The following is a 26,455-nucleotide window of genomic DNA, read 5'->3' on the forward strand; positions in this document are numbered from 1 at the left end:
AAACCTCTGCCTCTTTCCCTCAAGGGCTTGGTACAACTCTGGTAATGCATAGCACGCCACAAGATGATCGCCAATCCTTGGGGGCCATATTGATTGCCTGCTTATTGTTCGGCGCTGGGGCAATGTTTAACCTACACCTCCCTGACTATGTGCGATAAATCTTGCCCCTGTTTCGGAACGAGACTCGCTTAATCTTTAGCGGTATGTTAGAAATAGCAAATCCTCCGAGCATTCTACGCCGGCTTTATTGCGACCCTTCAAACGCGCACCCTGAGTTACTCCTGTGCGCTCATGATCGCTATTAACTTCTTGTGCCATGATAATTTACTGTGCTATAAAAACGACCTGGTTACGCTGTTCCAGCATTCCATATTCTCTTGAAAATGGCCGTAAGATGGACTAGCACTCTTGTAGAAAGCCTGGGGGAATAGACACCAAAGCGATGAGCCAGACGAGCGTCACCCAGCCCTGGAGCCCTCCGAATCGTCCGCTTGCTAGTTGCGTCCAGTCAAGCTAATAAGCACCCTCTAAGCCCCGAATTGATACCGGTAATAGGCTATTTCGTATGAATTTGGCATCAAGGCAATCTATTGACAAGGAGGCTCTTTTGCCTAGTCAAAAGGGATTCACCCTTTCCGTAGTTGTCCCGGTTTACAATGAAGAAGAAGTGCTACCTGATTTCCACCGGCGGCTCTCGACGGTGATGAATAACCTTGGTGCCAACTGGGAAATACTTTATGTAAATGATGGCAGCACCGACCGTACTCTGCAGGTTATTCGCGGATTATGCGATCCACGGGTGGCTACCATCGACCTGAGCCGCAATTTCGGCAAAGAGATTGCCATGACTGCCGGATTGGACCATGCCCGGGGGGATGCTGTGGTGGTGATCGACGCCGACCTTCAGGACCCGCCCGAGTTGATTCCGGACCTCGTCTCGAAATGGCAGGACGGCTTCGACGTCGTCTACGCGAAACGCAGTGTCAGGGAGGGGGAATCATGCCTGAAAAAATCTACGGCGAAGCTTTTTTATCGAGTTATCCAGAGGCTTACCCGGATTAGTATACCGGAGGATACCGGGGATTTCCGGTTGCTCAGCAGGAAGGCAGTTCAGGCATTGGGGCTGCTGCGTGAACAGCATCGTTTCATGAAAGGGCTGTTTGCCTGGATAGGTTACCCGCAGGCTGCAGTCTACTTCCGGCGTTCGCCACGCTTCGCTGGGAAGACCAAATGGAACTACTGGCGTCTGTGGAATTTCGCGCTGGAAGGTATTACCTCCTTCTCCATCGTTCCCTTGAAGATCGCTTCCTATATTGGCCTGCTGACCGCGACTGGTGCCTTTATTTATGCCTGCTTCGTCATCTTCAAGAAACTGACCTACGGCGATCCCGTGCAAGGCTATGCTTCCTTGATGGTAGTGATGCTGTTTCTGGGGGGAGTGCAATTGATGACCCTCGGCATGATAGGCGAATATCTTGGCAGGATGTTCAACGAAACCAAGCGGAGACCTCTCTACCTGGTGAATCATTTCGATCCTTCCTGCCTGTGGAAGACGGGCGGGCGTGGACAAGACGTCGTGAATCCATCTCTTCAAGGTACAACGTGGTGCGAGGCTGAAGAGTGACTACAGTTAGCAAGAAGACCGTAAGCGTGATCATCCCGTGCTACAACGAATCCGAGACCATCTACGAGTTCTACCGGAGAATGGCCGGGGTAGCAGAGAAGGCGGGAGACTATCTCTTCGAATTCATTTTCGTAAACGACGGAAGCAGGGATGACACAGCCCTCCGCCTTAACGAACTGTCCGAGCGTGACTTGCGCGTCAAGGTTGTGCACCTTGCCCGAAATATGGGGCACCAGATAGCGATCACGGCAGGCATGGATTTCGCCGGGGGGGATATGGTTGTCATCATCGATGCCGACCTGCAGGACCCGCCCGAAGAGATCCCCCGGATGCTGGAAAAGATTGAGCAAGGCTTTGATCTGGTTCATGCCCAGAGAACGAGGCGTGATGGCGAAAGCGGATTCAAACTGGCTACCGCCTGGCTGTTCTACAAGCTGATGCGCCGGTTATCGACCAGGGATATCGTGGAGAACTGTGGAGATTTCCGGGCGTTCAACGAAAAGGTGCTGAAGGTGGTGCGAAAATTCCGGGAACGTCACCGTTTCATGCGGGGCATTTTCGCCATCATTGGTTTCCGCCAGTGCATCATCCAGTACGACCGCGACCGACGCTATGCCGGCAGCACCAACTATCCCTTCCACAAGATGCTCAGCCTTGCCATCAACGCCATCTTGAGCTTTTCCTCCAGTCCCATCCGGTTCATCACCTGGACATCCTTTACCCTCTGGGCTGTCAGCCTCATCTATCTCGTGAAGGCATTACTGGATCATTTTGTTTTCCAGGTAACCGTTCCGGGGTGGACGTCGATCATCATACTCATGACTTTTTATAACGGGATAATCCTTTTCAGTATCGGCATAATCGGCTCTTACGTCGGCAGGACTTTCGAGCAGGCACAGGGCAGACCGCTTTACTGGGTGGGCGATACGAGAAACATCGATCGGGAGGGGAACGAATGACCACTTGCGAACTTCGTTCATCCAGGACCCGCCTGGCAATTTTCCTCATCCTAGTCCTTGCCGTCTGCGTTGCGTACGGGAACACGCTCTCCAACGGGTTCGTCTATGATGATGAATACCAGGTGCTCAAGAACCCCTGGATCAGGGACTTTCACTTCCTGCCCACTATATTCACCAACGAGGTGTGGGGATTCAAGGGCAGTTCCGTCTCCAACTATTATCGGCCACTGCTGCATGTCGTTTACATGGCCTGTTATTACCTTTTTGGATTGAAAGCCTGGGGCTACCATGCGCTAAACATTCTGCTCCACGCCGCGGTCACCATCCTGGTGTTCCTGCTCTGCGAGGCTGTGCTGGCTCGGGAGAATTCCCGGCATGTAACAGCCTTCTCGCTGCTGGCTGCGATGTTGTTCGCCGTTCACCCGATACATACAGAAGTGGTGGCAGCGGTCATGTGCGTGACTGACCTGCTGCTGACGCTTTTTTACATCGGTTGCGTCTATCTCCATGTGCGATATCTGGACCGCTCCTGGTATTACAAACTTTTGCCGGCGGCTCTTTTCGCACTGGCACTCCTCTCCAAGGAGATAGCAATAACGCTTCCGTTGGTCCTGTTGGTGGTCGATTACCTCGTCGAGAAAAGAATTGCGCCGCTCTCCAGGCTGGTGGCACGATACGCCCCATACCTCGCTGTGGCTCTTTGTTATCTGGCTGTCAGGGGAAGCGTGCTTGGGGCATTCGCGCCCATAAACCGGCATCCCGACCTCTCTCCTTTCCAGCTGATCCTTAATACTTTCCCTTTGGCCATGCGTTATGCCTGGAAGCTGATCGTGCCGGTGGAGCTGAACGCGATGTACGAGTTCAATCCGGTAAGATCGCTCAGCGAGCCGCTTGCCGTTTTTTCCGTATTGACCGTCGTTGCTGCCGTGGCGCTTTTATGCGGCGTGGCCAGAAAAACGAAAACGGTCGCATTCGGTCTGGTGTTGGCGTTCGTGCCGCTGCTCCCGGCCTTTTACATCCGCGCCATACCGTATCCCTTCGCCGAACGTTACTTGTACCTTCCCTCGGTCGGTGCAGTCCTGGTCCTTGCGGGGCTGCTCTCGAAGCATATCCAGAGTCCCAGGGCGGTCAGGGCATGGTGCGTCGCCTTGTCGCTCGTGGGATGCTGCTACCTCGTCGCCACCGTTCGGCGCAACACGGTCTGGAAGGACAATTACACCCTTTGGTCTGATACCGTCTTGAAATCGCCTGACAACGCCATCGTGCACGCTAACCTGGGGGCGGCGCTGAAATCGATGGGGAGGCTCAGCGAGGCGATTGCGCAGATCACCTTTGCAACGCAGCTTGATGCCAGTACCGAGTTCTTCCGGCAACTGGGTAGCGCCTATTACCAGGCCGGCGACCGTCAGGAGGCCGTCAGGCAGTATGAAAAGGCCGTCGCCCTGGAGCCGGCAAATGGCATGGCCCATAACGATCTGGGGGCATTGTACGGAGAACTGGGCGCGTACGCTAAGGCCATTGAGCATCTGGAAGCCGCAATACGGCTCGACCCTTCCCATGCAGACAGTCATTACAATCTGGGAATGGCCTATCTCGACGCGGGCATGAAGGACAAGGCTGCGGAACAGTTCGAGGCCTCGGTAAGGCTCAACCCGGATGAACCGGAGTTTAGGGGCCGCCTGTCTGCCACCTTGAATGAACTGAAAAAATAGCGATGGGAAGGGCCATGAATTCATACATCAAGAAGCTCACTATTATCACCGTTTTGACCAAGGCGGTGATTCTTGCCGTAATCTGGGCCGGATATTATTTGGTGCCTTTCAACGTGCCAGCCCACTACGCCAATTTCATCTATCCGATCGGTGAGCCTGTTTCGCTGGCTTCCGCGTTTAAGACCTGGGACGCCAATCACTATCTCTACCTGGCCGACGCATGGTACTCGCCGTATCACATAAGCAACGCATTCTACCCGTTGTTTCCCTTTCTGGTCCGGGTGGTGGGCAGCCTGACCTTCGGGAATAACCTGGTTGCCGGATTGATCCTTTCGACCACATTCACCGTGCTCTCCATGGTGTACCTCTTTCGGCTCATAGGGAAGACCCACGGCGAGGAGGTCGCCTACCGGTCGTGCCTGATGCTGCTTGCCTTCCCGACAAGCTTCTACCTGGGCCTGGTGTATACCGAATCCCTTTTCCTGATGCTGGCGCTCATGCTGCTGTATTACCTCCGGGAAAACAAGACGACTCCTAGTTTCATCTGTGCATTCCTGCTCCCTTTGACCCGCCCCACCGGGATCCTGGTCATTGTGCCCGCCCTGGCCGCCATTCTGCCCTGCCTCCGCGCAAAGGAGAGCTTCGAGCTGAAAAAGCTGCTCACGCCTGCCGGATTCGTAGCGGGGTACGGTACCTACCTGCTGTTGATGGATCTCTCCACCGGCGATCCCTTTGCGGGCTTTGATGCCCAGAAGGTTTTCCTTGCCAACAATTCCCTGCTCAACCTTCTGCACCCTATTGACTGGTTCCTGAACAATTTCGTTTACCTGGACTTCACCCTGAACGGGTTCAGCACCAGCATCCTCAACAGGGTGTTCTTCGTCTTCTATGCAGTGGTCGCGGTGCTGTCCTACAAAAAGCTGGACAAGACCATGTTTGCCTACCTGCTGGTTATGGGCCTTGTTCCCGCAATGACCGGCAGCCTGACGTCGTACATGCGTTACGTTGCCATGGCGTTCCCCCTTTTCGTATATTTAGCCATCAAGTTGAGGGGGAGAATGGCATACTGCTACCTGATTCCTTGCGCGCTGGTGCAGGTGGTTTTCGTCCTCGTCCACGCCTCGAGCCGATGGATTGCATGATCGCGCCGGGACGAGCATCACGCACCCGGTTTTTCCCGAAAGCTGAGCTGCTGTTTGTAGGGGGGGCTGTGTACCCGGTCTGGTAGCTACAACGGCAGGGAGGTCCTGCTCACCACGGTGCGCAGGGCGAAGGATGACTGCACCCGCAGCACGCCGGGGAGCCCGGTCAGCTTGTTGTGCAGGCGCAGGTAGTCGTCGGTGTCCTTGACGATCACCCGCAACAGGTAGTCGACGTCGCCGGACATGAGGTAGCACTCCATCACCTCGGGCACGGTGGTGATCGCCTCCTCGAAACTGGAGAGCTTTTCCCGCTGCTGCCCGTCCAGCGTGACCCGCACGAATACGTTGCCCGGCTTGCCGATGGCTCCCTGGTCCACGAGCATCACGTACCGGTCGATGATGCCGCTTTGCTCCAGCATGCGCACCCGCCGCAGGCAGGCCGACTCCGACAGGCCGACCAGTTCGGCCAACTGAACGTTACTGAGCCTGCCGTCTTTTTGCAGCGCGGTCAGAATGGCCCGATCGATCTTGTCTACGCCGTCCTGCGCAACATTCTTCATCTTGATCCTCGCTTATTCGCATATTCCACGAAAATTTAGCGTCTTTCTCCCTGATTCGCAAGAAAAAATCGGCCATCTTTTGGTATGCTCTGTACAGTACCGGCCGGTCCGGAGAAAAGCCATCAAAGAGGGGAAAGGAAGCGAAGATGATCGTCGGAGTTCTGAAGGAAATCAAAGTTGAGGAGAATCGCGTCAGCATGACCCCGGCGGGGGTGGAGGTGATGGTGGGCCACGGGCACACCCTGCTGGTGGAGGCCGGCGCCGGTGCGGGGAGCGGCTTCCAGGACGATGCGTACCGAAAGGCCGGCGCCGAGATCGTGGCGACTCCCGCGGAGATCTACCGCCGCAGCGAGATGGTCATGCACGTCAAGGAGCCGCAACCAAGCGAGTACGACCTGATCCGCGAGGGGCAGATCGTCTTCACCTACTTCCATTTCGCGGCGGCCGAGGGGCTGACCCGCGCCTTCATAAAGAGCAAGGGGGTCGCGGTCGCCTACGAGACCATCACCGGTCCGGGCAACTCGCTGCCGCTTCTGACCCCGATGAGCGAGGTCGCCGGCCGCATGGCGGCGCAGCAGGCGGCCAAGTACGCGGAGCGGGCCCAGGGGGGGCGCGGCATCCTGCTGGGCGGGGTCCCGGGTGTCGCACCTGCCACGGTCGTGGTCATCGGCGGCGGGGTGGTCGGCACCCACGCGGCGCAGATGGCCTGCGGCATGGGGGCCAAGGTGTACCTCCTGGACATGAGCCTGGAGCGCCTGCGCCACCTCTCCGAGGTGATGCCCAAGAACTGCTTCCCGGTGATGTCGTCGCCGGCGACCATCCGCGAACTGGTCAAGGAGGCGGACGTGGTGATCGGGGCAGTGCTGGTGCACGGGGCCAAGGCGCCCAAGCTGGTCACCCGTGACATGCTGAAGACGATGAAGCCCGGCGCGGTGCTGGTGGACGTCGCCATCGACCAGGGTGGCTGCTTCGAGACCTCGCGCCCGACCACGCACCGCGAGCCGACCTACCTGGAGGAGGGGGTGCTGCACTACTGCGTCGCCAACATGCCCGGCGCGGTGCCGCTCACCTCGACGGCGGCCCTCACCAACGCCACCCTCCCGTACGCGGTGGCGCTGGCGGACCGCGGCTGGCGCGAAGTGGCGCGCCAGAATGCCGGGGTCAGGGAGGGTATCAACGTCGCCCTGGGGCAGGTCACCTACCGCGGCGTCGCCGAGGCGTTCGGTCTCGACTACACCCCCGTTGACGAGGTGCTCGGCTAAGCGGGGAGCGCGCCGCCAGTGAAAAAAGAAGAGGCCAGCCGGCAACCGGCTGGCCTCTTCTCGTTCGTTTCACGTTCGTTCTCTCGACGGGAAGCTAGGGGGTGCGCAGACGCAGCTTGCGCAGCACGCTGTCGTTCACCTGTAGCCGGACCCTGCGCGGGTCCAGCACCGGGACCTTCTGGTCGGGGCCGCTTCTCAACAGGGAGAGGGCCAGTTCGCCGGTCTGCACCCCGATGTCGTAGGGGTCGATGTCAAGAGAGGCCGCCGCGCCGTTTTTGAGGTACTGGCCGGTAAAGGTCACGGCGGGTATCCCCTGGGTCATGGAAAAAAGGAGCAGCGCCTCCATGTTCACCGTGGTAACCACGGTACTGTCCGGCAGAAGCCACAAGAGGTCCACCTCCCCCTTGAGTTTCTCCAGCTTCCCTTGCAGGTCGCGCGAGTGGCGCACCGGCTCCGTGGTCAGGCTGACGTCGTGATCGTCGGCTTCCGCGGCGGCCCTTTTCAGGTACAGACCCGAAACCTTCGGGTCGTAGAGGACCCCGATCCGCTTCGCCCCGAGCTGGGCGAAGAGCTCCAGGTACCGGCCAGGGGCGGCCACCATGGTCACCCCGCCGACGTGATCGGACTGGGGCTTCTGGGACAGCGACAGGGACAGCATGGAGACCACGGGGACCTCCCTGATCTTGCGGCAGGCGGTCAGCGCCTTGTCCCCCACCGCGATAACCATCCTCGGACGCACCTCCCGAACCAGGCGCTGCACGTCCACCTCGGCGTAATCGGAGAGCACCAGGGGCTGCTCGCTGCTCCTGGCGGCGGCGCGGAAGCCGCGCAAGGCCTCGGCGTAGACCAGGCTGCGGCTGGACTGTAGGATCAGCAGCTCGGTGGCCGGCGCCGCCTCCGGAAGCACCAGGGACAGCAGCAGTATGCAAAGGTAAAGGGAGCGCATCAGAAGCGGAACCTCCCCCCTACCTCGAACCACCGCGGAGCAGTGGGACGGAAATCGTACTCGTAGAATTTGGTGTCGAAGATGTTGCGCAGCGAGAAGAAGAGCTCCGGTGAGTTTTCCCGCGCCGGCAGGAGCTTCTGGTTCAGGTGCAGGTCCCACAGGGTGGCCTCGGCCCTGGCTCCCGGGACGGTGAGGTTCCAGTTGGAGTAGTTCGCGGTCAGGACGCAGGTGAGGCCGGCATCGGGGTTGTCGTAGCTTAGCGAGCCTTTCACCGCATGGCGCGGCCCGGCCAGGTCCCCTTCCAGCTCCTCCCCCGTGCTGCGGTTGCGCGCGTCGGTGAAGGTGTAGGCACCGGTGAGGGACAGGCCATGCCAGGGGGAAGTGCGCAGCTCCAGGTCGACGCCGTGACGGCGCTCCTTGCCCTTGTGCAACAGGCCGGCCTGGAAGTCGAATTCCTGGATGTTCCAGACGTTGTTGTGGAACAGCATCCCCTTGAGCCAGAGATAGGGGATCGCCGTACTCTCCACCCCTCCCTGGATGGTGCCGACCTGCTGCAGCTCGTGTTGCACCTCGCCGGTGGGGGAGCCGTAGCGGCTGATCAAGGGGAGGCTGTAGCCGCGCGCGGCGTAGCCGCGCAGGATCGTGTCATCGCCCAGGCGCAGGGTCGCCCCAAGCGTCGCGCTCACCGGGTCATCCAGCAGGTTCAGGTGCTCGACGCGCACGCCGGGAAGCAGCGAGAACCTCCCGATGGTGTAGGTGCCGTTGGCGTAGAAGGAGTAACGGGTCAGCCCGAGGTCCGAGTTGCTCCCGGGGATCTGCTGCAGCGGTTCGCGCTGACGCACCTCGATCCTCTCGAATTCCACCCCGGTCTTCAGACCGTTCTGCGCGTCCCCCCAGTTCAGGTCGGCCGCATACCCCTGGTGCGTCTCGCGCGCCTCGGGGGTGAAGAAGAGTATCCCCTGGGAGATGAGCCCCCTGCGGTCCACGCTGTTGCGCACCCCGCCGCGGCCGTTCACCTCAAGGGTCAGGCGCTGCGCCAGCGGGACCTGCAGCGAGAGGTAGCCGTTTAGGTAGCGGACCTCGCCCGTTTCGTAGACGTCGTACTTGGCCGCTCGCATCAGCCCCAGGTCGGCATGGCGGACGTCCAGGCCCAGGGTCGCCCTGGCGCCGTTGGCAAAGTCGTAGGTGAGCTTGCCGAAGCCGTGGCCGAAGTCGACGTCGTTGCCGGGGACGAGCCCGTTGGAGCGGAGGGTCCCCCCGGTCAGGTAGTAGCCGAGCCCCTCCCTGCTGCCGCTGATCTCGCCCCGCAGGTCGCTGGTCGATGCCGTGCCGATGGAGGCGGAGGCGAGCCCGGTGGCCCCCCGGTCGGTGGCCGGGGACTTGGTGATGATGTTGATCACCCCCCCAAGGGCCGAGCCCCAGGCCGCGGACGCCGCCCCCTTGATGATCTCGATGCGCTCGACCATCTGCACCGGGATGAGGCCGAGGTGGGCCAGGTTTTCGGAGCTGACGAAGTTCTGGGGCACCCCGTCCATCTGCACCAGGATGTGCCGGTTCGACGAGCCGAGCACGTTGTAGAGCAGGATGGAGCCCGGGGTCTGCAAAAGGTCGAGCTGCACGCCGGGGACGGTCTGCAGCACGTCGGCCACGGTATGGGCGTTCAGCCTGGCGATCTGTTCGGCGGTGACTACAGTGACGTTTTCGGCGATGAGGGATGCGGGGCGGGGGAGGCGCGAGACGCCGGCGGGCTCCTCCTCGGAGAGGCCGAGCGAGCGGGTCACCTCGTCCCCGTCCTCTCCCCTGGCGCTAAGCGGCGCCAGCGGGATAAGGAGCAACAGTGAGGCGAGCAAAATTTTGCGGAGGACTTTGCCGGTCAATATCCAGCCCGTTGTAAAAAAGAACGTTGACAGCTGCGTTTTTTTCTGGAACAACTGTCACAAAAGGTGCCGTATACCTATCAGTTTAAGGGGTTATTGTCAAAAGAATTTGCATTAGTAGTATTTATGTCATATTTGCTGTTTGTTGCCCTCGTCTATGTTGATAAATACTAACTTCTAGCTATAGTTCTTACTGCTCACATACAGTGCTGTTCTACAAATAGCTTCACTGCGATCCGGATCTCCAACGTCGCGTCCCAGGCACGAGCTGCTGCCGGGCGCTCGCGTCGACCACGACCTCGCCACCGCCATCCATCCCTTCAGGAGGCCGCTGCCGGGTCAAGCCAGAGAAGGCCTCAGCCATGAACAGGTTGTCGTTGCCCCAGCGCTTTTGCTCCTTCCGCTCGAGCTTCCAGTTCAAGCTCTTCATCCGCTTCACCCTCTTCTCCGCGGTGATCGCCGTGGTCTGCGGCACGCTCTTCGTGCTGCACCAGATCAACCAGAACAAGCGCCATGCCAAGGAGATGCTCCAACTGCAGGCACACGGCCTGGCCGATGCGGTCCGCCTCCCCCTGTACGCCGAGAACGCCGACCTCCTGCTTTCCTACGCCGCCGAAACCATGGGGCTCCCCGAGATCAGGGCCGTGGAGATCGTCAACGCACGGGGCAAGGTGCTGGTCAGGCTCCCCCCCTCCCTCCCAGGTTCCCCCGAGGAGTTGATCCGGGAGCGGGCCGAGGTGCACGGCCATGCCCTGGCCCCTTCGCCGGAGCAGGCCCTGTCCGGGGAGCAGGCCGCGGCGGGGGACCTGGTCGGGGAGGTGCGGCTTTATCGCGGCACGGACGACCTGTGGCGGGAAGGGAGGCGCCTGGCCGCCTTGAGCGTGCTGCTGGCCGCGGCCTGCTGGCTCTTCGTCAGCGTCTCCTGCTACCTCATCCTCAGGAGGGTGACCGCCTCCTTCAACTCCCTGATGCGGGGGATGGAGAAGGTCCATGGCGGGGATTACGTCTCGCGCATCGACATCGTGTCGGATGACGAGCCGGGGCGGGCCTCGGCCCTGCTGAACGAGCTTGCCGAGGCGCTCAGGCAGCGCGAGGAGGAGAACCGCCGCCTGCACACGGAGCTGATGGCGGCCATGGATTTCGAGGTCGCCTCCAAGGAGCAGCTCGTCTCCATCAACCTCGACCTGGAGAAGGAGATCGAGCAGAGGACCCAGGCCCGCCAGGAGCTGAAGAACCTGGTGCAGCAGCTCCCCCTGGGGATCGTCTGGTCCGACGAGCGCGGGGATATCGAGTACCTCAACTCCTTCCTGCTCGACACCTTCGGCTACGGTCCGGAGCAGGCGCCGGACCTGGACGCGCTCTTCGCCCTGATCTGCCCGGACCGGGCCTACCGGGAGAGCGTGCTCGAGAAGCGGCGCGCCGCCATCGCGGCGTGGGAACAGGGGAACCTGGTCACCTTCTACGAGGTGAGCGCCCTGTGCAGGGACGGCTCCCCGCGCCACCTGAACTGCAGCAACCAGCGTTCCGGCACCCGCATCGTCGACATCATGATCGACATGACCGAGCGGGAGCTTTTGCAGCAGCAGATCGTCCGGAACCAGAAGCTGGAATCGATCGGTGTCTTGGCCGGCGGCATCGCCCACAACTTCAACAACGCCCTGACCGGGGTGCTTGGGTACATCTCCTTCGCCAAGAAGTTCGTGGAGCCGGCACATGGCGCCCACGAGCTGCTGCTGCAGGCTGAGAAGGCGACCATGCGCGCCGCCGGTTTCGCCAACCAGCTCCTGTGCTTCGCCAGGGGAGGCGCCCCACTGAAAAAGGGGGTGCCGGTCGCGGCGCTGGTCGAGGAGGCGGTGCAGTTCTCCACCAAGGGGACCCGGGTCCGTGCCACCATCGAGCTCCCCGAGGATCTCCCGCCGATCTTCGTGGACGACGGGCAGATGCGCCAGGCCTTAAACTGCATCTGCATCAACGCGGTGCAGGCCATGCCGGAGGGGGGGGAGTTCAACGTGCGGGGGAGGCTGGTCTCCAGCGAGCGGGAGCGGCTGCCGGCTCCCTTGTGCGGCTGTTACGTCGAGCTTTCCTTCCGGGACCAGGGGTGCGGCATCCGCGACGAGCACAAGTCCAGCATCTTCACCCCCTATTTCACCACCAAGGCGGAACTGGGGACCGGGCTGGGGCTCGCCACCGTGCACTCCATCGTCACCAGGCACGGCGGCATGGTCACCTTCGACTCGCAGTTGGGGAAGGGGACCACCTTCACCCTCTACCTCCCGATCTTCTGCATGGAGTCGTCCGCGTCGTAGCCGCATGGGCATAAAAAAGCAGCCAGCCCGCGAGAGAGACGCGGCGCTGGCTGCAATGCAGGTAACAGACACGGTCACAGGAGCATCACCCCTGCTTTTTCAGGTAGTGGCTGCTACACCTTCTCTATCTTCGCCTTGCCCTTCAATTCGGTGATGTAGGCCGGCACCAGCTTGCGGATCCTCTCTTTTTTTAGATAGTCCACTATCTTCGGCTTCGCTTCGTCAAGGCTCACCAGCCCGGAGGGGTTCTTTTCCGTGAGCTTGATGATGTGGTAGCCGAACTGCGTCTCCACGACGTCGCTGATCTCGCCTGGCTTCATTTCGAAGGCCGCCTTTTCAAATGGGGCAACCATCTGGCCGCGTTTGAAAGTTCCCAGGTCGCCCCCCTTCTCCTTGCTGGCGCAGGTCGACTCAGCCTTGGCCAGGGACGCGAAATCGGCGCCCGCCTTAACCTTTGCGAGGAGCGCCTCGGCTTTCTCCTTGGCCTGTTTCTTCTGCTCAGGCGTGTTCTTCGCGTCTACCCCGATCAGGATGTGGCTTGCCCGCACCGTCTCGGGTCTGGTGAAATAGCTCTTCTCGTTGTCCTTGTAGAAGCGCTGCACCTCTTCGTCGCTCACCGCCGCCTGCGCCGCGAAGTGCTCCTCGATGAACGAGGTGATCACGATGTCCTTGCGCGCGTTGTTGGTCATTTCGCTCAGGGTCATCCCCGCGTCCTTGAGCGCCTGTTGAAAGGCCGCTTCAGTGGCATACTGCGCCTTGGTCTCAGCCATCCTCTGCTCCACCTTCTGCTCCAGGTCGGCGATCGGTTTTTTCTGCGCTTCCTGATAGATCAGTTCGGTGGAGGTCAATTGCTCCAGGGCCGCCTGGCTGGCCTGCGCCTGGATCTCCGGGGGGAGCGGCTGCGTCATGTTGTATTGCTTCAGCATCACCTGCATGGCCCGATCCAACTCGGCCTTGGTAATGGGGACGCCGTTCACGGTCTGTACGGCTTGCTGCACTGCCGGGGCGACTTGTGTCCCCTCCTTGGAGCCGATACCCCCGGTGGTCGTTGTGCAGGCCGTGAGGCCGAGAAGGAGCGCGGCAGCGGATGTGGCAAATTTGACGGTCAAGCGTTTCATCTAGGTACTCCTTTCGTTGTGATGTCCGTGGTGGTGTATGGCCTGCTGCACACCGCCGCTGGCGGGGCGCAGGTCGGGCTCATGCCTAGCAATTCCGAAGCCAACCGGCACTATGTCCCGTAGGGGGCGTCAGGATGGGCTTCTGCACCTGCCGGCGCGCCGCTTTAGAGGCTCGTTTTTGGGGGATTTGCCGCTGTCGGCAGAGGGTGTGGGGGAAATCGCCCAGGAGGCGTTGTCGCCCATTCTCCCCGCTCTCCCCCCCACGATTCGCACCTTCTGTTGCAGGTCGGCACCGTTAAGAACCACGGTCGGGCAAAAAGCGCCATCTGACCCAGTTTGGCCTGTATTTTGCTGCCGATGTGGGTGAATTCACCCCTTTGGGGACCTCTCCGCTCGTGGTGGCCGTCGCTGTGGCGGACATGTGAGGCTAACGGCGGGGCGACGAGGCAGGGAGGAGCATGAAGACGACAGTACTTTTTTTGTGCCTTTTGACGGTGCTTGGGGCACCTGGGCGGGCGCTGGCCGAAAGCTGCATCAGCACCGCTTGTCATACCCAGATTTCCGGACTGAAATACCGGCATGCCCCGGTGGAGGGGGGCGAGTGCTCCACCTGCCACGTGCAGCAGGGTAAGGAACATCCGGTTAAGGGGGGCAAAACCTTCAAGATCGCCGGGGGGGGCAAGGAAATCTGTGTCGGCTGCCACAGCGGCATAGCGAAGCAGAAGGTCGTGCACCCGCCGGTCAACGAGGGCGACTGCCTTTCCTGCCACAAGCCGCACGGCGGCAGCGGCCGGTACCTGCTCGATGTGGGGCCGGATCTGGGGGCTTTGTGCTACAGTTGCCACGACCAGGCCCCTTACACGAAGAAGTATGTGCACGGGCCGGTGGCCGAAGGGACCTGCCTCGCCTGCCACTCCCCTCACGACTCCGCCAACAAGTTTCTCCTGAAGGACGGGATGAAGGAGCTCTGTCTTGGCTGTCACGAGGACTTCGCCAAGGAGATGAAGATGGCGAAGCGGGTGCACTCTCCGGTAAAGGATAAGCCGTGCACGTCCTGCCACGACCCGCACAGCGGGGATTACCGCTATCTGTTGAAAGAGAAAATGCCGGACCTCTGCATGGGGTGCCATAAGGATTTGGATCAGCGTTTGAAGGCCTCGAAGGGTACCCACAAGCCGGTACTGGAGGGGAAGGGGTGCAGCAACTGCCACTCGACGCACTTCTCAAAGGAAAAGGGACTCCTCATCGGCGAGCAGAAGGAGGTTTGCCTTGGGTGCCATGGAAGCGACAAGGTGGGCAATCCAGCGCTCAAAAACATCGCCCAGGAGCTCTCCGGGAAGAAGCAGCAACATGGTCCCATCGCCAAGGGGAGATGTGACGGCTGTCATGATCCGCACGCCTCGAACTATGGCCGGCTTCTGACCGGCGCCTACCCGGACGGCTTTTACGCGGCTTACCGGGACGGGGCCTATGGTCTCTGTCTCAAGTGTCATGACAAAAATCTCCTCACGTTCAAGGAAACCACGATGTACACGAAATTCAGAAACGGCGACAGTAACCTCCATTTCGTCCATGTAGCAGATCGTTCCAAGGGGCGGACCTGCCGCACCTGTCATGAAATCCATGCCTCGTCCGGCGACGCCCTGGTCGCCACCGAAGGCACGAGGTTCGGTAAATGGAAGGTGCAGACACGGTTCAAGAAAACCGCCACCGGGGGCGGTTGTGCCCCGGGGTGCCACAAACCTTACCAGTACGACCGTCAGAAGCCCATCGACTACACGGCCAAGTGAAACGATCCAGCCGCTGTGTCCCCAAGGCCGGGTCCCCCAGAGGGTGACCCGGCCGTTTTTTATTTTGGCAGGTCCGCACACTGGGGGAAATGCCACAGCTTGCCCCAGGCTTTTTGGGCCTTACTCCCCAGCTTCCTCCATCCGCTGCTTCTCTTCGTGCGGTTGAACTCTGTGATTTAGATCACTTACGTAAATATTTCACTTGGCACTCAAGTTGCTAAATAGAGACTCGTCAGATCGTGGGGGCGCTACTCTGGGGGGAGAGCGCCGCCCCAAGAAATGGATGAAGAGGAAGAGAGCCAGTTGGAAATGTTTTTAGCTGTAATTGAATCTATTAAAGCCAAAGGAGAGAAAAACATGAAAAAGCAGGCAACCGCCCTTACCGCCCTTGCAGCACTCGCCCTCGGGGCGACCATCGCCTACGCAGGCTCCACCCCGGGTTCCGGTATCGTGGGCTCCAAACACGACATGTACGACCTGGCCGTTAAAAAAGGCGCCGACTACGGCACCCCCGACAGCCAGAAGCGCGTGTGCGCCTACTGCCACACCCCGCACCACAAGGTCGACTCCACCGTGGCCGACTACAACCCGCTCTGGTCCCACACCATCGAGGAAAGCACCGGCTTCCAGGCGTACGCCAGCTACACCTTTGACGGCGTGGTCGCCGATCCCCTGGTCGGCCCGAGCCGCCTGTGCATGAGCTGCCATGACGGCGCCATCGCCATCGACCAGCACTACGGCATCCCCGGCACCATGAACACCTCCAACACCCACCTGACCGGCGACAGCTGGGGGGAGATCGCCGTCGGTTCCAGCCAGAGCCTCGCCGGCGACCACCCGATCGGGTTCGACATCTCCGCCGCAGCCTGGCAGGACGCGGGCGCTGGCGTTGGCGGTATGCCCATCTTCGGTGGCGCCATCAACACCACCCTGCAGACCACGAACCCGAAGCTGACCGGGCAGCCGTTCACCAGCATCGGTTTCGACACCAAGGACGGCAAGCTGATGTTCACCTGTGCCTCCTGCCACGAGGTCCACAACAAGGACAACCAGGAAGCCTACTTCCTGTACGAAAAGCAGGAAGGTTCGGCCATCTGCCTCATGTGCCACAACAAGTAATCCGGGTTTACGAGATTTCATGGGAGGGGCCGCTTCTGGGCGGCCCCTTTTTTATGGAAGTATCCGCATTTTTGAGTTTTGATACATGCGAAAAATGTGATATCGTCTCGACCCGCTGAGTTCAAAACGAAGAAGGAGAAAAAGGATGGTCCGTTCGATGTCACGCGCCCGACTAGGTCTTTTTGCTGCTGTTTTTTCGTTGTTGCTGTCCGGGTGCGCCGGCACCAGGGGCGCCCGGGGGCCAGTCTTCTTCCCGCCTGCCCCCGACCTGCCGCGGATCCAGTATCTGGGCGGTTTCAGCAACTCCGCCGACGTCGAGGGAAAGGACACCTCCCTTTCCCTGCTGTCGATCGGCGGCGTGGATCAAAAGAAGGTGATCCCGATCGTGAAGCCGTACGGTGTCGCCGTGGGGAAAGGCAAGATCTACATAGCGGACCTCGGGGGACGGGTGCTGATCGCGGACCCGGCCAACAAGACCTTTACCCGGCTAAAAGGCGATAACGGCATCGGCAAGCTCAAGAAGCCGATCCAGCTCGCGGTCGACGAGCTCGGTTCCCTTTTCGTGGCAGATAACGGCAGGAAAGAGGTGCTCGTCTACGACCCGCAAGGCGAGTTCGTCAGGGCGGTCGGGCTAGGGGGGGATGCAGCCCCGGCCTCGGTGGCGGTTGACGCGGAGAGGCTTTACGTGCTCGACACCCGCAAGGGCGCCATCAGGGTGTTCGACCGGCAAACCTTTGAACAGGTGAAGGAAATCGGCACCGGTGACGGCGCCGAGCAGTCCCTTAGCCTGCCCATCACCATGGCCATAGACTCAAAGGGTGTCATCCGCGTCACCAACGCGGGTAACGGCAAGGTGATGTCCTTCGACAAGGACGGGCACTTCATCGCGGCGTTCGGGGACATCGGTGATGGTTTCGGCCAGTTCTCCCGTCCCAAGGGGATCGCCGTCGACGACAACGGGTACCTCTTCGTCGTGGATGCCGCCTTTCAAAACGTCCAGGTCCTCAACGAGAAGGGGCAGATCCTGATGTATTTCGGCGGGGTCATACCGTACGGCGGCATGAACCTTCCCGCTGGCGTCGCGGTAGGCAAGGACAGCAGCGGGTACTACCAGGGGCTGGCCGAAAAGAATTTTGAAGTGGAGCAGATCGTCGTGGTTGCCAACCAGTTCGGAGACCCCAAGGTAGGCATTTACGGCTTCGGCAAGCAGAAGGGCATCGACTACGACAAGGAGTACCAGCGCATCCTCAAGGAGCGTCTGCAGAGGATTCAGGAGCTCAAGGAGAAGCAGAAGGTTGCGCCGCCTTCCGGCAAAGAAACAGGAGCGACGGAAGCAAAATGAGTGGGCGGGGGGGGCAGCGCCGCGTCAGGCGCGGCGGCAGGAGAGCCATGCTCATCTCTTTAGTGGGCATGGTTGTCGGCCTTGCCGGCTGCGGCAGCACGGGGCATCGGATGATGACCATCTTCTTCAACGAAGTGCCGGCATTTCCGGGAAGCGACGAGTATTGCAGCGACTACGAGAGCGGCAAGACACCGACTGTTTCCAAGGAGCAGCAAAAGGACGTCACCCTGGTACTTCACCTTCCCTACAAGGAGAAACGCTGCCCCGACTGTCACAGTCAGGAAAAGGATGTAAATGACGGTCTGGTGGCCCCACGCAACAAGCTCTGCTTCAAGTGTCATCCCGATATCGCAAAGCATCCCCGTGTGCATGGCCCGGTAGCCGACGGGGATTGCCTTGCCTGTCACCTGCCCCATTCATCCAGCAACCCCGCTCTTTTGATTACCAGCCGGGACCGGATCTGCGCCGAGTGCCACACAGAGCAGCGGCTGGCAGCGACCATGCACGAACGGCTGAGCCGCAAGGGGATGGTTTGCGTGGATTGCCACGACCCGCACTCGAGTTCGAGCAAAATCTTTCTGAAGTAGAGGGTTTCTTGAGATCTGTTTGCCCCGCCATCGTGCTCGCCTGTTGCGTCACCGCTCTTCCCGCGGCAAAGGCGTGGGGGGCGGATCGCGCCTTGCTTCAACTTTTCGGGATCCAGCAACTGGTGACGCTCTCCTACCAGTACGACGACTTCCTCCAGGAGAACGCGCATTCCAAATCTTCGACCAGCCGTCACACGCCAGCCGAGAAATACGAGATCGAGACAAACTACGCGGTCTATGACGATTCGCTGCTGTACGGCAAGATCTCTCTTGGAGCCGAGGCTCAGCAGCAGCAGACCAGCACCTCACAGGGGAGCGGGAAAGGCAGCGATTTTCAGTACGACTACAGCCTCAACGGCTCCTTTTTCCGTTACATGCCGCAATCGGTCTATTTTCACCTCAATTCCGATACCCTCCACGTCAGCCCCTTGTTCGCCAGCAGCTACCAGCTCCAAAGCTCGCGGCAAGGTGTGGCCATCTCCGCCAAAAACGACCTCCTGCCGGCCACGCTTTCCTTCGAACACGGCAATCAGGAGACCTCGGGACAAAAGGAGGATCGCCGGGAATCGCTGCACAGCGTCACCGCGACGGTGGCCCACTTCGCCAAAAACAGAATGAGCGACAGCAACGCGAGTTTCTCTGCCGAGCAAAACACCAGTGAAAACCTCTCCACCGGGAGCATCCAGAATCAGCATGTGGTTTCGGGGACCCTCACCAACCGGTTGGAGCCGTGGCCAACGGCGCCATACAAGAAGACGCTCGACTCGATGTTCCGGTGGACCCGGGAAGAGGGGATTCACAGCGGCAGATTCATCGACCTGAAGGAGGGGGCCAATTGCGAGCTGGGCAAGGTGCTCCGGCTCACCATCGATGGCAACCTGAACTCGACCTCGTCCGACAACCAGGGGAGCGACCTGCGCAGTGTGGCTACGAGCCTGGAACACAGGCTTTTGGACACCATCACCACCAGGCTCTCTGGCGATGCCAGCTCCACCACCCTCGACACGGGGAGCCAGGACTCGTACGGCGGGGGGATCAACCTGACCTATTTCAGGCGCCTGCCCAGCGAAAGCGACCTCCAGGTGCAGTATGGCTACAGTCAGCACACCTTCAACAATCAGTTTAAAAGCGGCGTCGTCTTCTACCGCGACCGGCGCCTTAACGGCTCCGCCAACGAGGTCGAAAACTATCTGCCCAGCGAGAACATCATAGCGTCCACCATCGTGGTGTGGAACGCAAGCCGAACCAAGACCTTCGTCGCCGGGACCGATTACACGGTCGTGCCCGATGGGCGCCGGACCCGGCTGCGCATCGAACCTGGCCAGGGAATCGCACTGGGGGAGGCCCTCTCCGTCGACTACAGCACCAACGTTAACCCGCTGCTTAAATACCTGAACGAGACCCAGAGCGTGAGCGCATCACTGAGGCTTGGGCGCCTGTATACCTTTACTGCCGGCTACAGCCGCGCCACCGTCAAAAAGCTTGCCGGCGAGGACAACGTCGCCCCGGTCGGTTCCTCCAACAGTTACACGGCGCAGGCAGAGCGCAATGACACGAACTACCGTACCGGCCTTTTGTACAGCAAGCTCTCCTCGATCTCGCTGAACGAGGAGAGGCTGGAGGGGTACTGGAAGTACAACCGGGAACTGGAGGAGGGCGCTGTCGCCCTGAACGTCTCGGACGTCCTCACCTCGTACAAGAAGACCGAGTCGGGCGGGGTGGTGAGTGAGGGGGGGCAGAACAACATCTTCCTGACCAGCGGCATGTACCGCCGCATTTTCAGCGAACGGCTCAAAGCGAGCGTCTCGGGGCAGTACGAAAACACCTCAGGGCGCTCCTCCAGCCAGCAGCTTCTTTCCACATGGCTGCTCGGCAGCTACAGTCTTGCCCGCGCCGAGATCGATTTCAGCGTCCGGATGGACTGGCGCTTCTACAAAGAGCAGTATCAGCGCAATGCCACTGCGCGCATCGAGCTGAAGCGTTTCTTCTAGGAGAATGTGATGGGAAACAGGATCGCGATTTTTCTTCTGGGCGTCCTGCTGGTGCCGGCGCTTGCCGGCTGCCTTGCCCGCCAGGCCGAGGTGCGCTCCGAGCCGCTTTGGGTGGTGTCGCGTTCACAGCGACCGCTGCAGATACGCTGGGTGAAGGAGATCAGCACCAGCACGGATGCGGTCTACAACCCGGCTCCGTTGACGGCCGTGAAAGAGTTCCTGGTAGGCAAGGAACCGGTCCGTTTCGAGAGGCCCTATTCAGTACACGTGGACAGGCGCGAGAGGATCTTCGTCAGCGATCCGGATTCCCACCGGGTGCACGTGTTCGACCCCGAGCGCAGGGAATACAGGGTCATACGTCCCCAGAACGGGGTCGGGCTGGTGTCACCTCTTGGTCTTGCCAGCGACGACGCCGACCATCTCTACATCACCGATTCGGCAACGGGATGGATCTACCGCTATCACGTCGATGAGGACCGGCTGGAGCGCTTACCGTCGCAGAAACTCAAGCGGCCCACCGGCATTGTCTTCGACACCTACCTGCGCAGGCTTTTCGTGGTTGATACCCTAAGCCACCAGGTGGTGGTCATGGATCCGGAGGGGAAGGTGCTGTACCGGATCGGGCGCAGGGGGGACGGCGCGGGGGAATTCAACTATCCCACCGATATCACCATGGACAAGTGCGGGCGGATCGTCGTGAACGACACGCTCAACTCGAGGATCCAGGTGTTGACCCCCGCAGGGAAATTCCTGCTCTCCTTTGGCGGGGTGGGGGCGGAACCTGGCTCTTTTCTGCGTGCCAAGGGGGTGGCCGCCGACAGTTCGGGCGCGATGTATGTGAGTGATGCCATCACCGATACGGTGCAGGTCTTTGATTTCCGCGGACGGCACGTAGCCTCCTTCGGGCAGAGCGGGAGCCGCCCCGGCGAGTTCTGGATGCCGACCGGCGTTCACATCGATCAGGATGACCGGCTCTACATCGTCGACTCCTACAACAAGAGGATCCAGATTTTCGAGGGGCTATCCATGGACCCCCTTGAGGCAAGGAGTGAGAAGTGAAAGCAACCGTGGCCATATTACTGCTCGAAACCGCATTTCTGGCGCTGGGCCAGGCAGCCTACGGCTCCTCGTCCGTTGTTAACACAAAACACAACCTTTCTGTGAGTGGTCCCGGTGAGCTTAAATCAACCGTTGAAACTCGTGTCTGCATTTTCTGCCATACACCCCATCATGCAAACGAGGACAAGCGCCTCGAGGTGAACCCCTTGTGGAGCAGGGAGGCGTCTTCCGTCACCTACGATCCCTATTTCTCCGAAACCATGCAGGCGACTACCAAGCCGGGCCAGCCGACCGGCACCTCAAGGCTTTGCCTCAGCTGTCATGATGGATCCATCGCCCTCGGCATGCTCAAGGGAAATTATCAGCTTCCCGGAATCACCTCGCGCATCACCCCGGACCGCAGTTCCTACATCGGTTCGGACCTCAGGAACGATCACCCCGTTTCTTTTCCCTACGACAGCATGCTTTCCACTAAAGACCTGGAGCTGAACGCACCTTCCACGCTGCCCCCGGAAATCCGGCTGGAGAGGAACACCAATTTTGTCCAGTGCACCACCTGTCACAACCCGCACAAGGATCCTTCTCCTCCCAACAGCAAGTTTCTGGTGCTGCCCAACTACAAAAACGGCACGCAGCTCTGCATCGCCTGCCACAATAAATCCGGCTGGAGCGCCAACGTCCATTCCACTGCCGATGCCACCAAGCTCGATGGCTGCGAGATCTGCCATAAGCCCCACGGCGCCAACGGTGTCAACTACGCGCCTTTATTGGGTAACAGGTATGAGTACCGGACCCAGCACCAGTATGATGCTGGGGGATACAGCCTCTGTCTTAGGTGCCATGCGGAGGCAGACATCCTTGACCCGCTGCACCCCGAGAAAACGAAGTTCCCTAAGCACTACTCACACGTGGTAACCCAGGGGTACCCGTGCATTGCCTGCCACCCCTCTCATGGTGTCACTATCAACGATGCCGCTCATGCCCATTTAGTCGAATTTTCAAGTATCTTTGTCACGAGCGGGACCTACGACTCTGTGACAAAGAGCTGCAACGTCACCTGCCATCCCACCACTCACCTCACCAACCCGAAGTACTACTGATACCACCTTCAAAAGTCGTATAGGGTAAATCACCCAGTGTATTGTCTGGTGTTGGGTTATTTACCCTATCGTTTTCCGCTCCGATCCTCTCTGGTAACCTTCGCCTCGTGTTTCTCTTCGTGACCCCAGTCTCTCAAAAGCCTTGAAGTTGCTGCTGTTTTAACGGTACGGCGGTTTCTCCTGTCTGAGGCTGCAACGAAATGGGCACAGACAGTGCTATAGGGTGAATTGCTCTCTTCCGGCACATGACACGCGACGTGTCCCGGCCCCCACCGGTGTCGTTGGAAACATTCAATGCAGCCGTAGTGAAATAATCAAAAGGAGATCGTAATGAGACAACCGACGAAAAAGGCTGTGAAAGCCACCGTCGTCTCCACCGCGGCGCTTATGTCGCTTGCGGCAGGGTCGGCTCTGGGTTACAACGCCTCGCACGAGAACATCGTGCTCAAGAACCCGGCTGGCGATTTAGTGCAACTGGATGCCAGCGGGAAAGGCCCCGCCTACAGCGTGAAGACCACCTGCTTCGGTACCGTAGGGTGCCACGGCGATGCCACTGCAGCCGGCAATGCAACCTACAGCTACGACGAGATCGAGCGCCACTCCTACCATGCCATGAACGGCACCAACGAGCTGCGCGGCTTCAACAACTGGAACCCGGACGGGATCACTCCGGACGGCAACGCCGACGCCTTCCGCCGCGGCGTGAGCCCGCAGGGTAAGAACTGGGTCCAGGGTCCCGGCCATCTGGGGAACTGGTGACCGCCTTCTGCTCGACAGTTGTCGAGACTTTTCAAAGACTCCTTCGGCATGACCTATGACCAGACCAACGGCAAGTACATCAGTGCTTACTTCGGCCAGACGGCTACTTCTGCCAATCCCAACCTCGCCACCTTGACCAACGAGACGCAGGCCTATATCCCCTTCCCCTTCAGCAGCCTGGACGGCCTCAAGCAGTCGGCCGACCTCACCGCGCTCGGTAACATGAACGACTGCGCGGAGTGCCACGTAGGCGGCGGCGGGATGGAATACATTCCCAAGTACATTGCCAACGGCAGCATCGGCTCTCCCCTGGGGACCTACGCTGCCGGCGTCGTCGGCGGTCCGCTGAGTGGTGGGGCGTATCCCGGTTCGGCAGCCCCGGACCCGGCCAACCGCGTGTCGCTGCGCAGCGCAGGTCTGCTGGACACCGTGTACACGGCCTTCAACTACCTGATCGACGTCTTCGGTCCGAAGGGTGACGGCAAAGACGCCACCTACGAGCCCAAGTACAACAACTTCGCCCAGTCCGGCGTCCTGGAAATGGACTGCCTCGCCTGCCACCAGCAGGGGTACAACTGGGAGGCCCGCAAGCACGCCGTACGCGCCCTCGGCTTCGACGCCTCGCGCGTGACCGGCGCCGGCTTCGGCACCTACTCCACCGGTTCCACCCCCTCCACGACCGTTACCTATGACCTCTCCAAGCTCGTGGCCGCTGAGGGCGGTGGCTACAAGCTCTCTGCCACTGAAGGTGCCAAGATCCTCGGCGTCCCTGCCTCCGAGAACTGCGCCTCCTGCCACGCCGCCACCCAGAAGGAGAAGTACCAGGTCGAGTGGAAAAAGCGCGGCGACTACTGGGGCGCCTCCGAAGTCCACGGCAACATCGGCTGCATGGGTTGCCACGAGCGCAACACCCTGACCGCTACCGGGGAAATCGACAAGACCACGGTCGGTACCAGCGGTATCGCCAACAACGCTGCGGCCAACAAGAAGCTCGGCCTTTGCGACCCCGCCAAAGGCGGCGATTCCGGTTACGATGCGCAGTGGAACGCCATGGACAAGGTTGCTTTCAAAAACTGCGCTGATTGCCACCTGAGCACCGCCGGCAACGGCAAGACCTACGGCGCACCGAACCCCACCGCAGCGCACGCCGCGAAAGGGCTCACCGCCATCGTGGCGCAGAAGCAGTTCAATGCCTCCGGCCAGTTGGTCAGCAACGGCGTCGCCAATGCAAGCCACCTCGACATCATCGATTGCACCGTCTGCCACTCCAGAAAGACCGACGTTCAGCTCCCGCTGTACGACGCCAACGGCGTGTTCAGGAGCTACACCTCCTTCCACATCACCGGCGGCGCCATGGTTGACGGCACCGGCAAGGATGAAGAAGGGCGTCTGGCAACCCACGACACCGTCAACGTCGAGCGCGAGATGTACGACAACTACTCGCTCTACTGGAACAACGGCAAACTCTTCCTGGGGAGCTTCCTGACCTCCTTCTTCTGGCGTGATATGAACACCATGCTCGATGCCAACAAGGATGGGCGCGGCCCGGGTCTCGACCCGATCCTGCCGACCCACATCGCGCGCATCAACGTCGCCAACAGCGACCGCAACAGCCTCACCCACGATGGCGTGGTAACCGGCGACGAAATCGCTGGGCACATCAGCACCATCACGGCGCAGCTCCCCGCCATGATCGGCAATCCGACCGAACCCCCGATCATCAAGCTGTCCGCCCTTGCGGTCCCCTTCAAGTGGACCCACAACGTTTCTCCGGCCACGGAAGCACTGGGCCAGAGCTGCGCTGACTGCCATAGCGCTTCCAGCACCTTCCTCAACAAGAAGGTCGTGGTATCGCCGAAGACAAACTTCACCTACAATGCCGGCCAGTTGGTGAACTATACCAAGGTCAACGGTTCGACCCAGGCCACCGACATGCATCCGAACGTGGTGAACAAGGCGGGCAACCGCAGTGTTGCCGTACCGATTTTCACACCGACCGCCGCCGGCAACCTCACCGACGACACCCAGGCGGTCCAGCGCGCGGCCATGATTTACGAAGGGACCTTCACCAACATCAACACCGGCTTCAGTCCCACCGCAATCACCGGCAGCACCCGTCCGGCTGTGGGTGCGGCCAACAGCCCGTGGTACGACGCCACCAACAAGAGCACCGGCACCGCCGGCTGGGTGACCAAGCTCGACGTGAAGGAGACAGCGACCGGCACCGTCAAGTCCTACACCTTCGCCAACACCGACAACACCATGACCAATGTTGCCGCCGTGGTCGCCCACATGAACAGCGTCGGCTTTGCCAACAACAGCCACGCCTACGGCTTCACCATCACCGACGGCGGCTCTGAGCAGCTCGTCATCACCCCGGCTGCAGGCTACGAAGTGCGTGTGAACCCGCAGACCGATGTCGGGCCGCTCGGCCTCTCCGGCGCACTCTACGCCGCACAGAAACTGAAGGGCGTGAACAACCTCGAGTATGCCGGCCGTGGCGACTGGCTCACCTACTTCAACAACATCACCGCTGCAGGTACCGGTATCGGCGTCGACCCGGTGGCAGACATCGCTACCGTTGCCGGCCAGGCAGCAAACGGCGGCAGCCAGATCATCACCGTGACCAAGGGCGCAACCGTCGACCTGGTCGCTGCCGACGCGGCTTCGGCGGGTAGCTTCACCTACTCCTGGCTGCTCAACAGCGGGGCTTCCCTGCCGGCCGGCAAGAGCATCTCCTACAACTTCCCGACCACCGGCCTCTTCACCCTGACCCTCAACGTGGTCGACGAGGAAGGGAAGTTCTCCACCGTGAACCAGAAGGTCAACGTCGTCGCTGCGGACCCGGTCACCGTCGGTACCATTACGGTGGACGCCGCCAAGGCAACGACCATCCCGCTGACCATCAGCGGTCCTTACACCTCCGTTACCTTCGCGTGGGGCGACGGTAGTGCCAGCACCACCTCCACCGACACCAGCGGTTCCATCAGCAAGAGCCACACCTACGCGCGTTACGCCAAGTACGCCGTGGCCGATGCTGATCCGAACACCGCCGGCAACCAGGCCGGGTACAAGTGGACCACCAACATCCGCGTCTACAACGGCTCGACCCTGGTATCCAGCAAGAACGTGGCGGTGTACAACCTGCAGTAAACGCTGACTTGTCCGACTCTGATGCAATGCAAAGCCCGAGGCGAAAGCT

General features: G+C 60.4%; 19 protein-coding genes. 15 read left to right on the top strand and 4 right to left on the bottom strand.

All coding sequences use genetic code 11. From position 1 onward, the window contains the following. Window positions 1-607: 607 nt before the first annotated feature. The 4 genes from KOM00_RS14585 to KOM00_RS14600 are packed head-to-tail and all read left to right on the top strand — an operon-like array spanning window position 608 to window position 5,437. Window positions 608-1,624 (top strand): glycosyltransferase family 2 protein, encoded by a 1,017-nt coding sequence (locus KOM00_RS14585; protein WP_236026976.1) that lies wholly within the window; start codon window positions 608-610, stop codon window positions 1,622-1,624. 26 nt (window positions 1,625-1,650) lie between these two features. Then, window positions 1,651-2,583, top strand: a complete 933-nt coding sequence (locus tag KOM00_RS14590) for a glycosyltransferase family 2 protein (protein WP_216499663.1) — start codon at window positions 1,651-1,653, stop codon at window positions 2,581-2,583. Beyond that, entirely contained in the window at window positions 2,580-4,295 is a 1,716-nt protein-coding gene (locus KOM00_RS14595) for a tetratricopeptide repeat protein (RefSeq protein WP_216499664.1), read from the top strand. The genes KOM00_RS14590 and KOM00_RS14595 overlap by 4 nt, the downstream gene beginning before the upstream one ends. A gap of 14 nt (window positions 4,296-4,309) precedes the next feature. Continuing rightward, window positions 4,310-5,437 carry a glycosyltransferase family 39 protein gene (locus KOM00_RS14600; RefSeq protein WP_216499665.1) on the top strand — a complete coding sequence of 376 codons (1,128 nt, stop codon included), beginning with the start codon at window positions 4,310-4,312 and terminating at the stop codon, window positions 5,435-5,437. A gap of 86 nt (window positions 5,438-5,523) precedes the next feature. Here the strand turns inward: KOM00_RS14600 and KOM00_RS14605 are convergent, their stop codons facing one another. Continuing rightward, a complete protein-coding gene (locus KOM00_RS14605; RefSeq protein ID WP_216499666.1) occupies window positions 5,524-5,997 on the bottom strand; it encodes an Lrp/AsnC family transcriptional regulator in 474 nt (157 codons plus the stop codon). 146 nt (window positions 5,998-6,143) lie between these two features. On the opposite strand from KOM00_RS14605, the gene ald reads away from it, so the two are divergent. Further along, complete coding sequence (gene ald / locus KOM00_RS14610; protein ID WP_216499667.1) at window positions 6,144-7,259, top strand: alanine dehydrogenase; 1,116 nt, start codon at window positions 6,144-6,146, stop codon at window positions 7,257-7,259. Window positions 7,260-7,353: 94 nt separating this feature from the next. On the opposite strand, the gene KOM00_RS14615 is transcribed toward ald, so the two are convergent. Then, window positions 7,354-8,205, bottom strand: coding sequence for an ABC transporter substrate-binding protein (locus tag KOM00_RS14615; RefSeq protein WP_216499668.1), 852 nt, complete (start codon window positions 8,203-8,205; stop codon window positions 7,354-7,356). Continuing rightward, window positions 8,205-10,082: a TonB-dependent receptor plug domain-containing protein gene (locus tag KOM00_RS14620; protein ID WP_236026977.1), complete on the bottom strand. Its 1,878-nt coding sequence runs from the start codon at window positions 10,080-10,082 to the stop codon at window positions 8,205-8,207. Before KOM00_RS14620 ends, KOM00_RS14615 begins: the two co-directional genes overlap by 1 nt. 362 nt (window positions 10,083-10,444) lie before the next feature. Between KOM00_RS14620 and KOM00_RS14625 the strand changes: the two genes are divergently transcribed. Next, window positions 10,445-12,388, top strand: coding sequence for a sensor histidine kinase (locus KOM00_RS14625; RefSeq protein ID WP_216499670.1), 1,944 nt, complete (start codon window positions 10,445-10,447; stop codon window positions 12,386-12,388). A 113-nt stretch (window positions 12,389-12,501) separates the two neighbouring features. Here the strand turns inward: KOM00_RS14625 and KOM00_RS14630 are convergent, their stop codons facing one another. Beyond that, window positions 12,502-13,506 (bottom strand): peptidylprolyl isomerase, encoded by a 1,005-nt coding sequence (locus KOM00_RS14630; RefSeq protein WP_216499671.1) that lies wholly within the window; start codon window positions 13,504-13,506, stop codon window positions 12,502-12,504. Between the two features lie 458 nt (window positions 13,507-13,964). Between KOM00_RS14630 and KOM00_RS14635 the strand changes: the two genes are divergently transcribed. The 9 genes from KOM00_RS14635 to KOM00_RS14675 all read left to right on the top strand — a co-directional run bounded on the left by KOM00_RS14635 (window position 13,965) and on the right by KOM00_RS14675 (window position 26,406). Then, complete coding sequence (locus KOM00_RS14635; RefSeq protein WP_216499672.1) at window positions 13,965-15,296, top strand: cytochrome c3 family protein; 1,332 nt, start codon at window positions 13,965-13,967, stop codon at window positions 15,294-15,296. A 357-nt stretch (window positions 15,297-15,653) separates the two neighbouring features. Then, window positions 15,654-16,415, top strand: coding sequence for a cytochrome c3 family protein (locus KOM00_RS14640; protein WP_216499673.1), 762 nt, complete (start codon window positions 15,654-15,656; stop codon window positions 16,413-16,415). A 145-nt stretch (window positions 16,416-16,560) separates the two neighbouring features. Further along, entirely contained in the window at window positions 16,561-17,757 is a 1,197-nt protein-coding gene (locus tag KOM00_RS14645; RefSeq protein WP_216499674.1) for an NHL repeat-containing protein, read from the top strand. A gap of 47 nt (window positions 17,758-17,804) precedes the next feature. Beyond that, the gene (locus KOM00_RS14650; RefSeq protein WP_216499675.1) at window positions 17,805-18,344 is read left to right on the top strand and encodes a cytochrome c3 family protein; all 540 of its coding nucleotides are present in this window, start codon (window positions 17,805-17,807) and stop codon (window positions 18,342-18,344) included. 8 nt (window positions 18,345-18,352) lie between these two features. Next, window positions 18,353-20,335, top strand: a complete 1,983-nt coding sequence (locus KOM00_RS14655) for a hypothetical protein (RefSeq protein WP_216499676.1) — start codon at window positions 18,353-18,355, stop codon at window positions 20,333-20,335. A 9-nt stretch (window positions 20,336-20,344) separates the two neighbouring features. Continuing rightward, window positions 20,345-21,394, top strand: a complete 1,050-nt coding sequence (locus KOM00_RS14660) for a 6-bladed beta-propeller (protein WP_216499677.1) — start codon at window positions 20,345-20,347, stop codon at window positions 21,392-21,394. Next, the gene (locus KOM00_RS20930; RefSeq protein WP_216499678.1) at window positions 21,391-22,494 is read left to right on the top strand and encodes a cytochrome c3 family protein; all 1,104 of its coding nucleotides are present in this window, start codon (window positions 21,391-21,393) and stop codon (window positions 22,492-22,494) included. The genes KOM00_RS14660 and KOM00_RS20930 overlap by 4 nt, the downstream gene beginning before the upstream one ends. Window positions 22,495-22,824: 330 nt before the next feature. Further along, window positions 22,825-23,253, top strand: coding sequence for a cytochrome C (locus KOM00_RS14670; protein ID WP_216499679.1), 429 nt, complete (start codon window positions 22,825-22,827; stop codon window positions 23,251-23,253). A gap of 48 nt (window positions 23,254-23,301) precedes the next feature. After that, window positions 23,302-26,406, top strand: a complete 3,105-nt coding sequence (locus tag KOM00_RS14675; protein ID WP_216499680.1) for a hypothetical protein — start codon at window positions 23,302-23,304, stop codon at window positions 26,404-26,406. The last annotated feature ends 49 nt before the right edge of the window (window positions 26,407-26,455 follow it).

The sequence above is a fragment of the Geomonas diazotrophica genome (assembly GCF_018919385.1).
In the GTDB taxonomy this organism is placed as follows: Bacteria; Desulfobacterota; Desulfuromonadia; order Geobacterales; family Geobacteraceae; genus Geomonas; species Geomonas diazotrophica.

What these genes read in the sequence shown, in the direction of transcription:
- ald (WP_216499667.1), top strand. Translation starts at nt 6,144, where the DNA reads ATGATCGTCGGAGTTCTGAAGGAAATCAAAGTTGAGGAGAATCGCGTC.
- KOM00_RS14630 (WP_216499671.1), bottom strand. Translation starts at nt 13,506, where the DNA reads ATGAAACGCTTGACCGTCAAATTTGCCACATCCGCTGCCGCGCTCCTT.
- KOM00_RS14650 (WP_216499675.1), top strand. Translation starts at nt 17,805, where the DNA reads ATGCTCATCTCTTTAGTGGGCATGGTTGTCGGCCTTGCCGGCTGCGGC.
- KOM00_RS14625 (WP_216499670.1), top strand. Translation starts at nt 10,445, where the DNA reads ATGAACAGGTTGTCGTTGCCCCAGCGCTTTTGCTCCTTCCGCTCGAGC.
- KOM00_RS14635 (WP_216499672.1), top strand. Translation starts at nt 13,965, where the DNA reads ATGAAGACGACAGTACTTTTTTTGTGCCTTTTGACGGTGCTTGGGGCA.
- KOM00_RS14605 (WP_216499666.1), bottom strand. Translation starts at nt 5,997, where the DNA reads ATGAAGAATGTTGCGCAGGACGGCGTAGACAAGATCGATCGGGCCATT.
- KOM00_RS14600 (WP_216499665.1), top strand. Translation starts at nt 4,310, where the DNA reads ATGAATTCATACATCAAGAAGCTCACTATTATCACCGTTTTGACCAAG.
- KOM00_RS14670 (WP_216499679.1), top strand. Translation starts at nt 22,825, where the DNA reads ATGAGACAACCGACGAAAAAGGCTGTGAAAGCCACCGTCGTCTCCACC.
- KOM00_RS14615 (WP_216499668.1), bottom strand. Translation starts at nt 8,205, where the DNA reads ATGCGCTCCCTTTACCTTTGCATACTGCTGCTGTCCCTGGTGCTTCCG.
- KOM00_RS14660 (WP_216499677.1), top strand. Translation starts at nt 20,345, where the DNA reads ATGGGAAACAGGATCGCGATTTTTCTTCTGGGCGTCCTGCTGGTGCCG.
- KOM00_RS14640 (WP_216499673.1), top strand. Translation starts at nt 15,654, where the DNA reads ATGAAAAAGCAGGCAACCGCCCTTACCGCCCTTGCAGCACTCGCCCTC.
- KOM00_RS14675 (WP_216499680.1), top strand. Translation starts at nt 23,302, where the DNA reads ATGACCTATGACCAGACCAACGGCAAGTACATCAGTGCTTACTTCGGC.
- KOM00_RS14645 (WP_216499674.1), top strand. Translation starts at nt 16,561, where the DNA reads ATGGTCCGTTCGATGTCACGCGCCCGACTAGGTCTTTTTGCTGCTGTT.
- KOM00_RS14595 (WP_216499664.1), top strand. Translation starts at nt 2,580, where the DNA reads ATGACCACTTGCGAACTTCGTTCATCCAGGACCCGCCTGGCAATTTTC.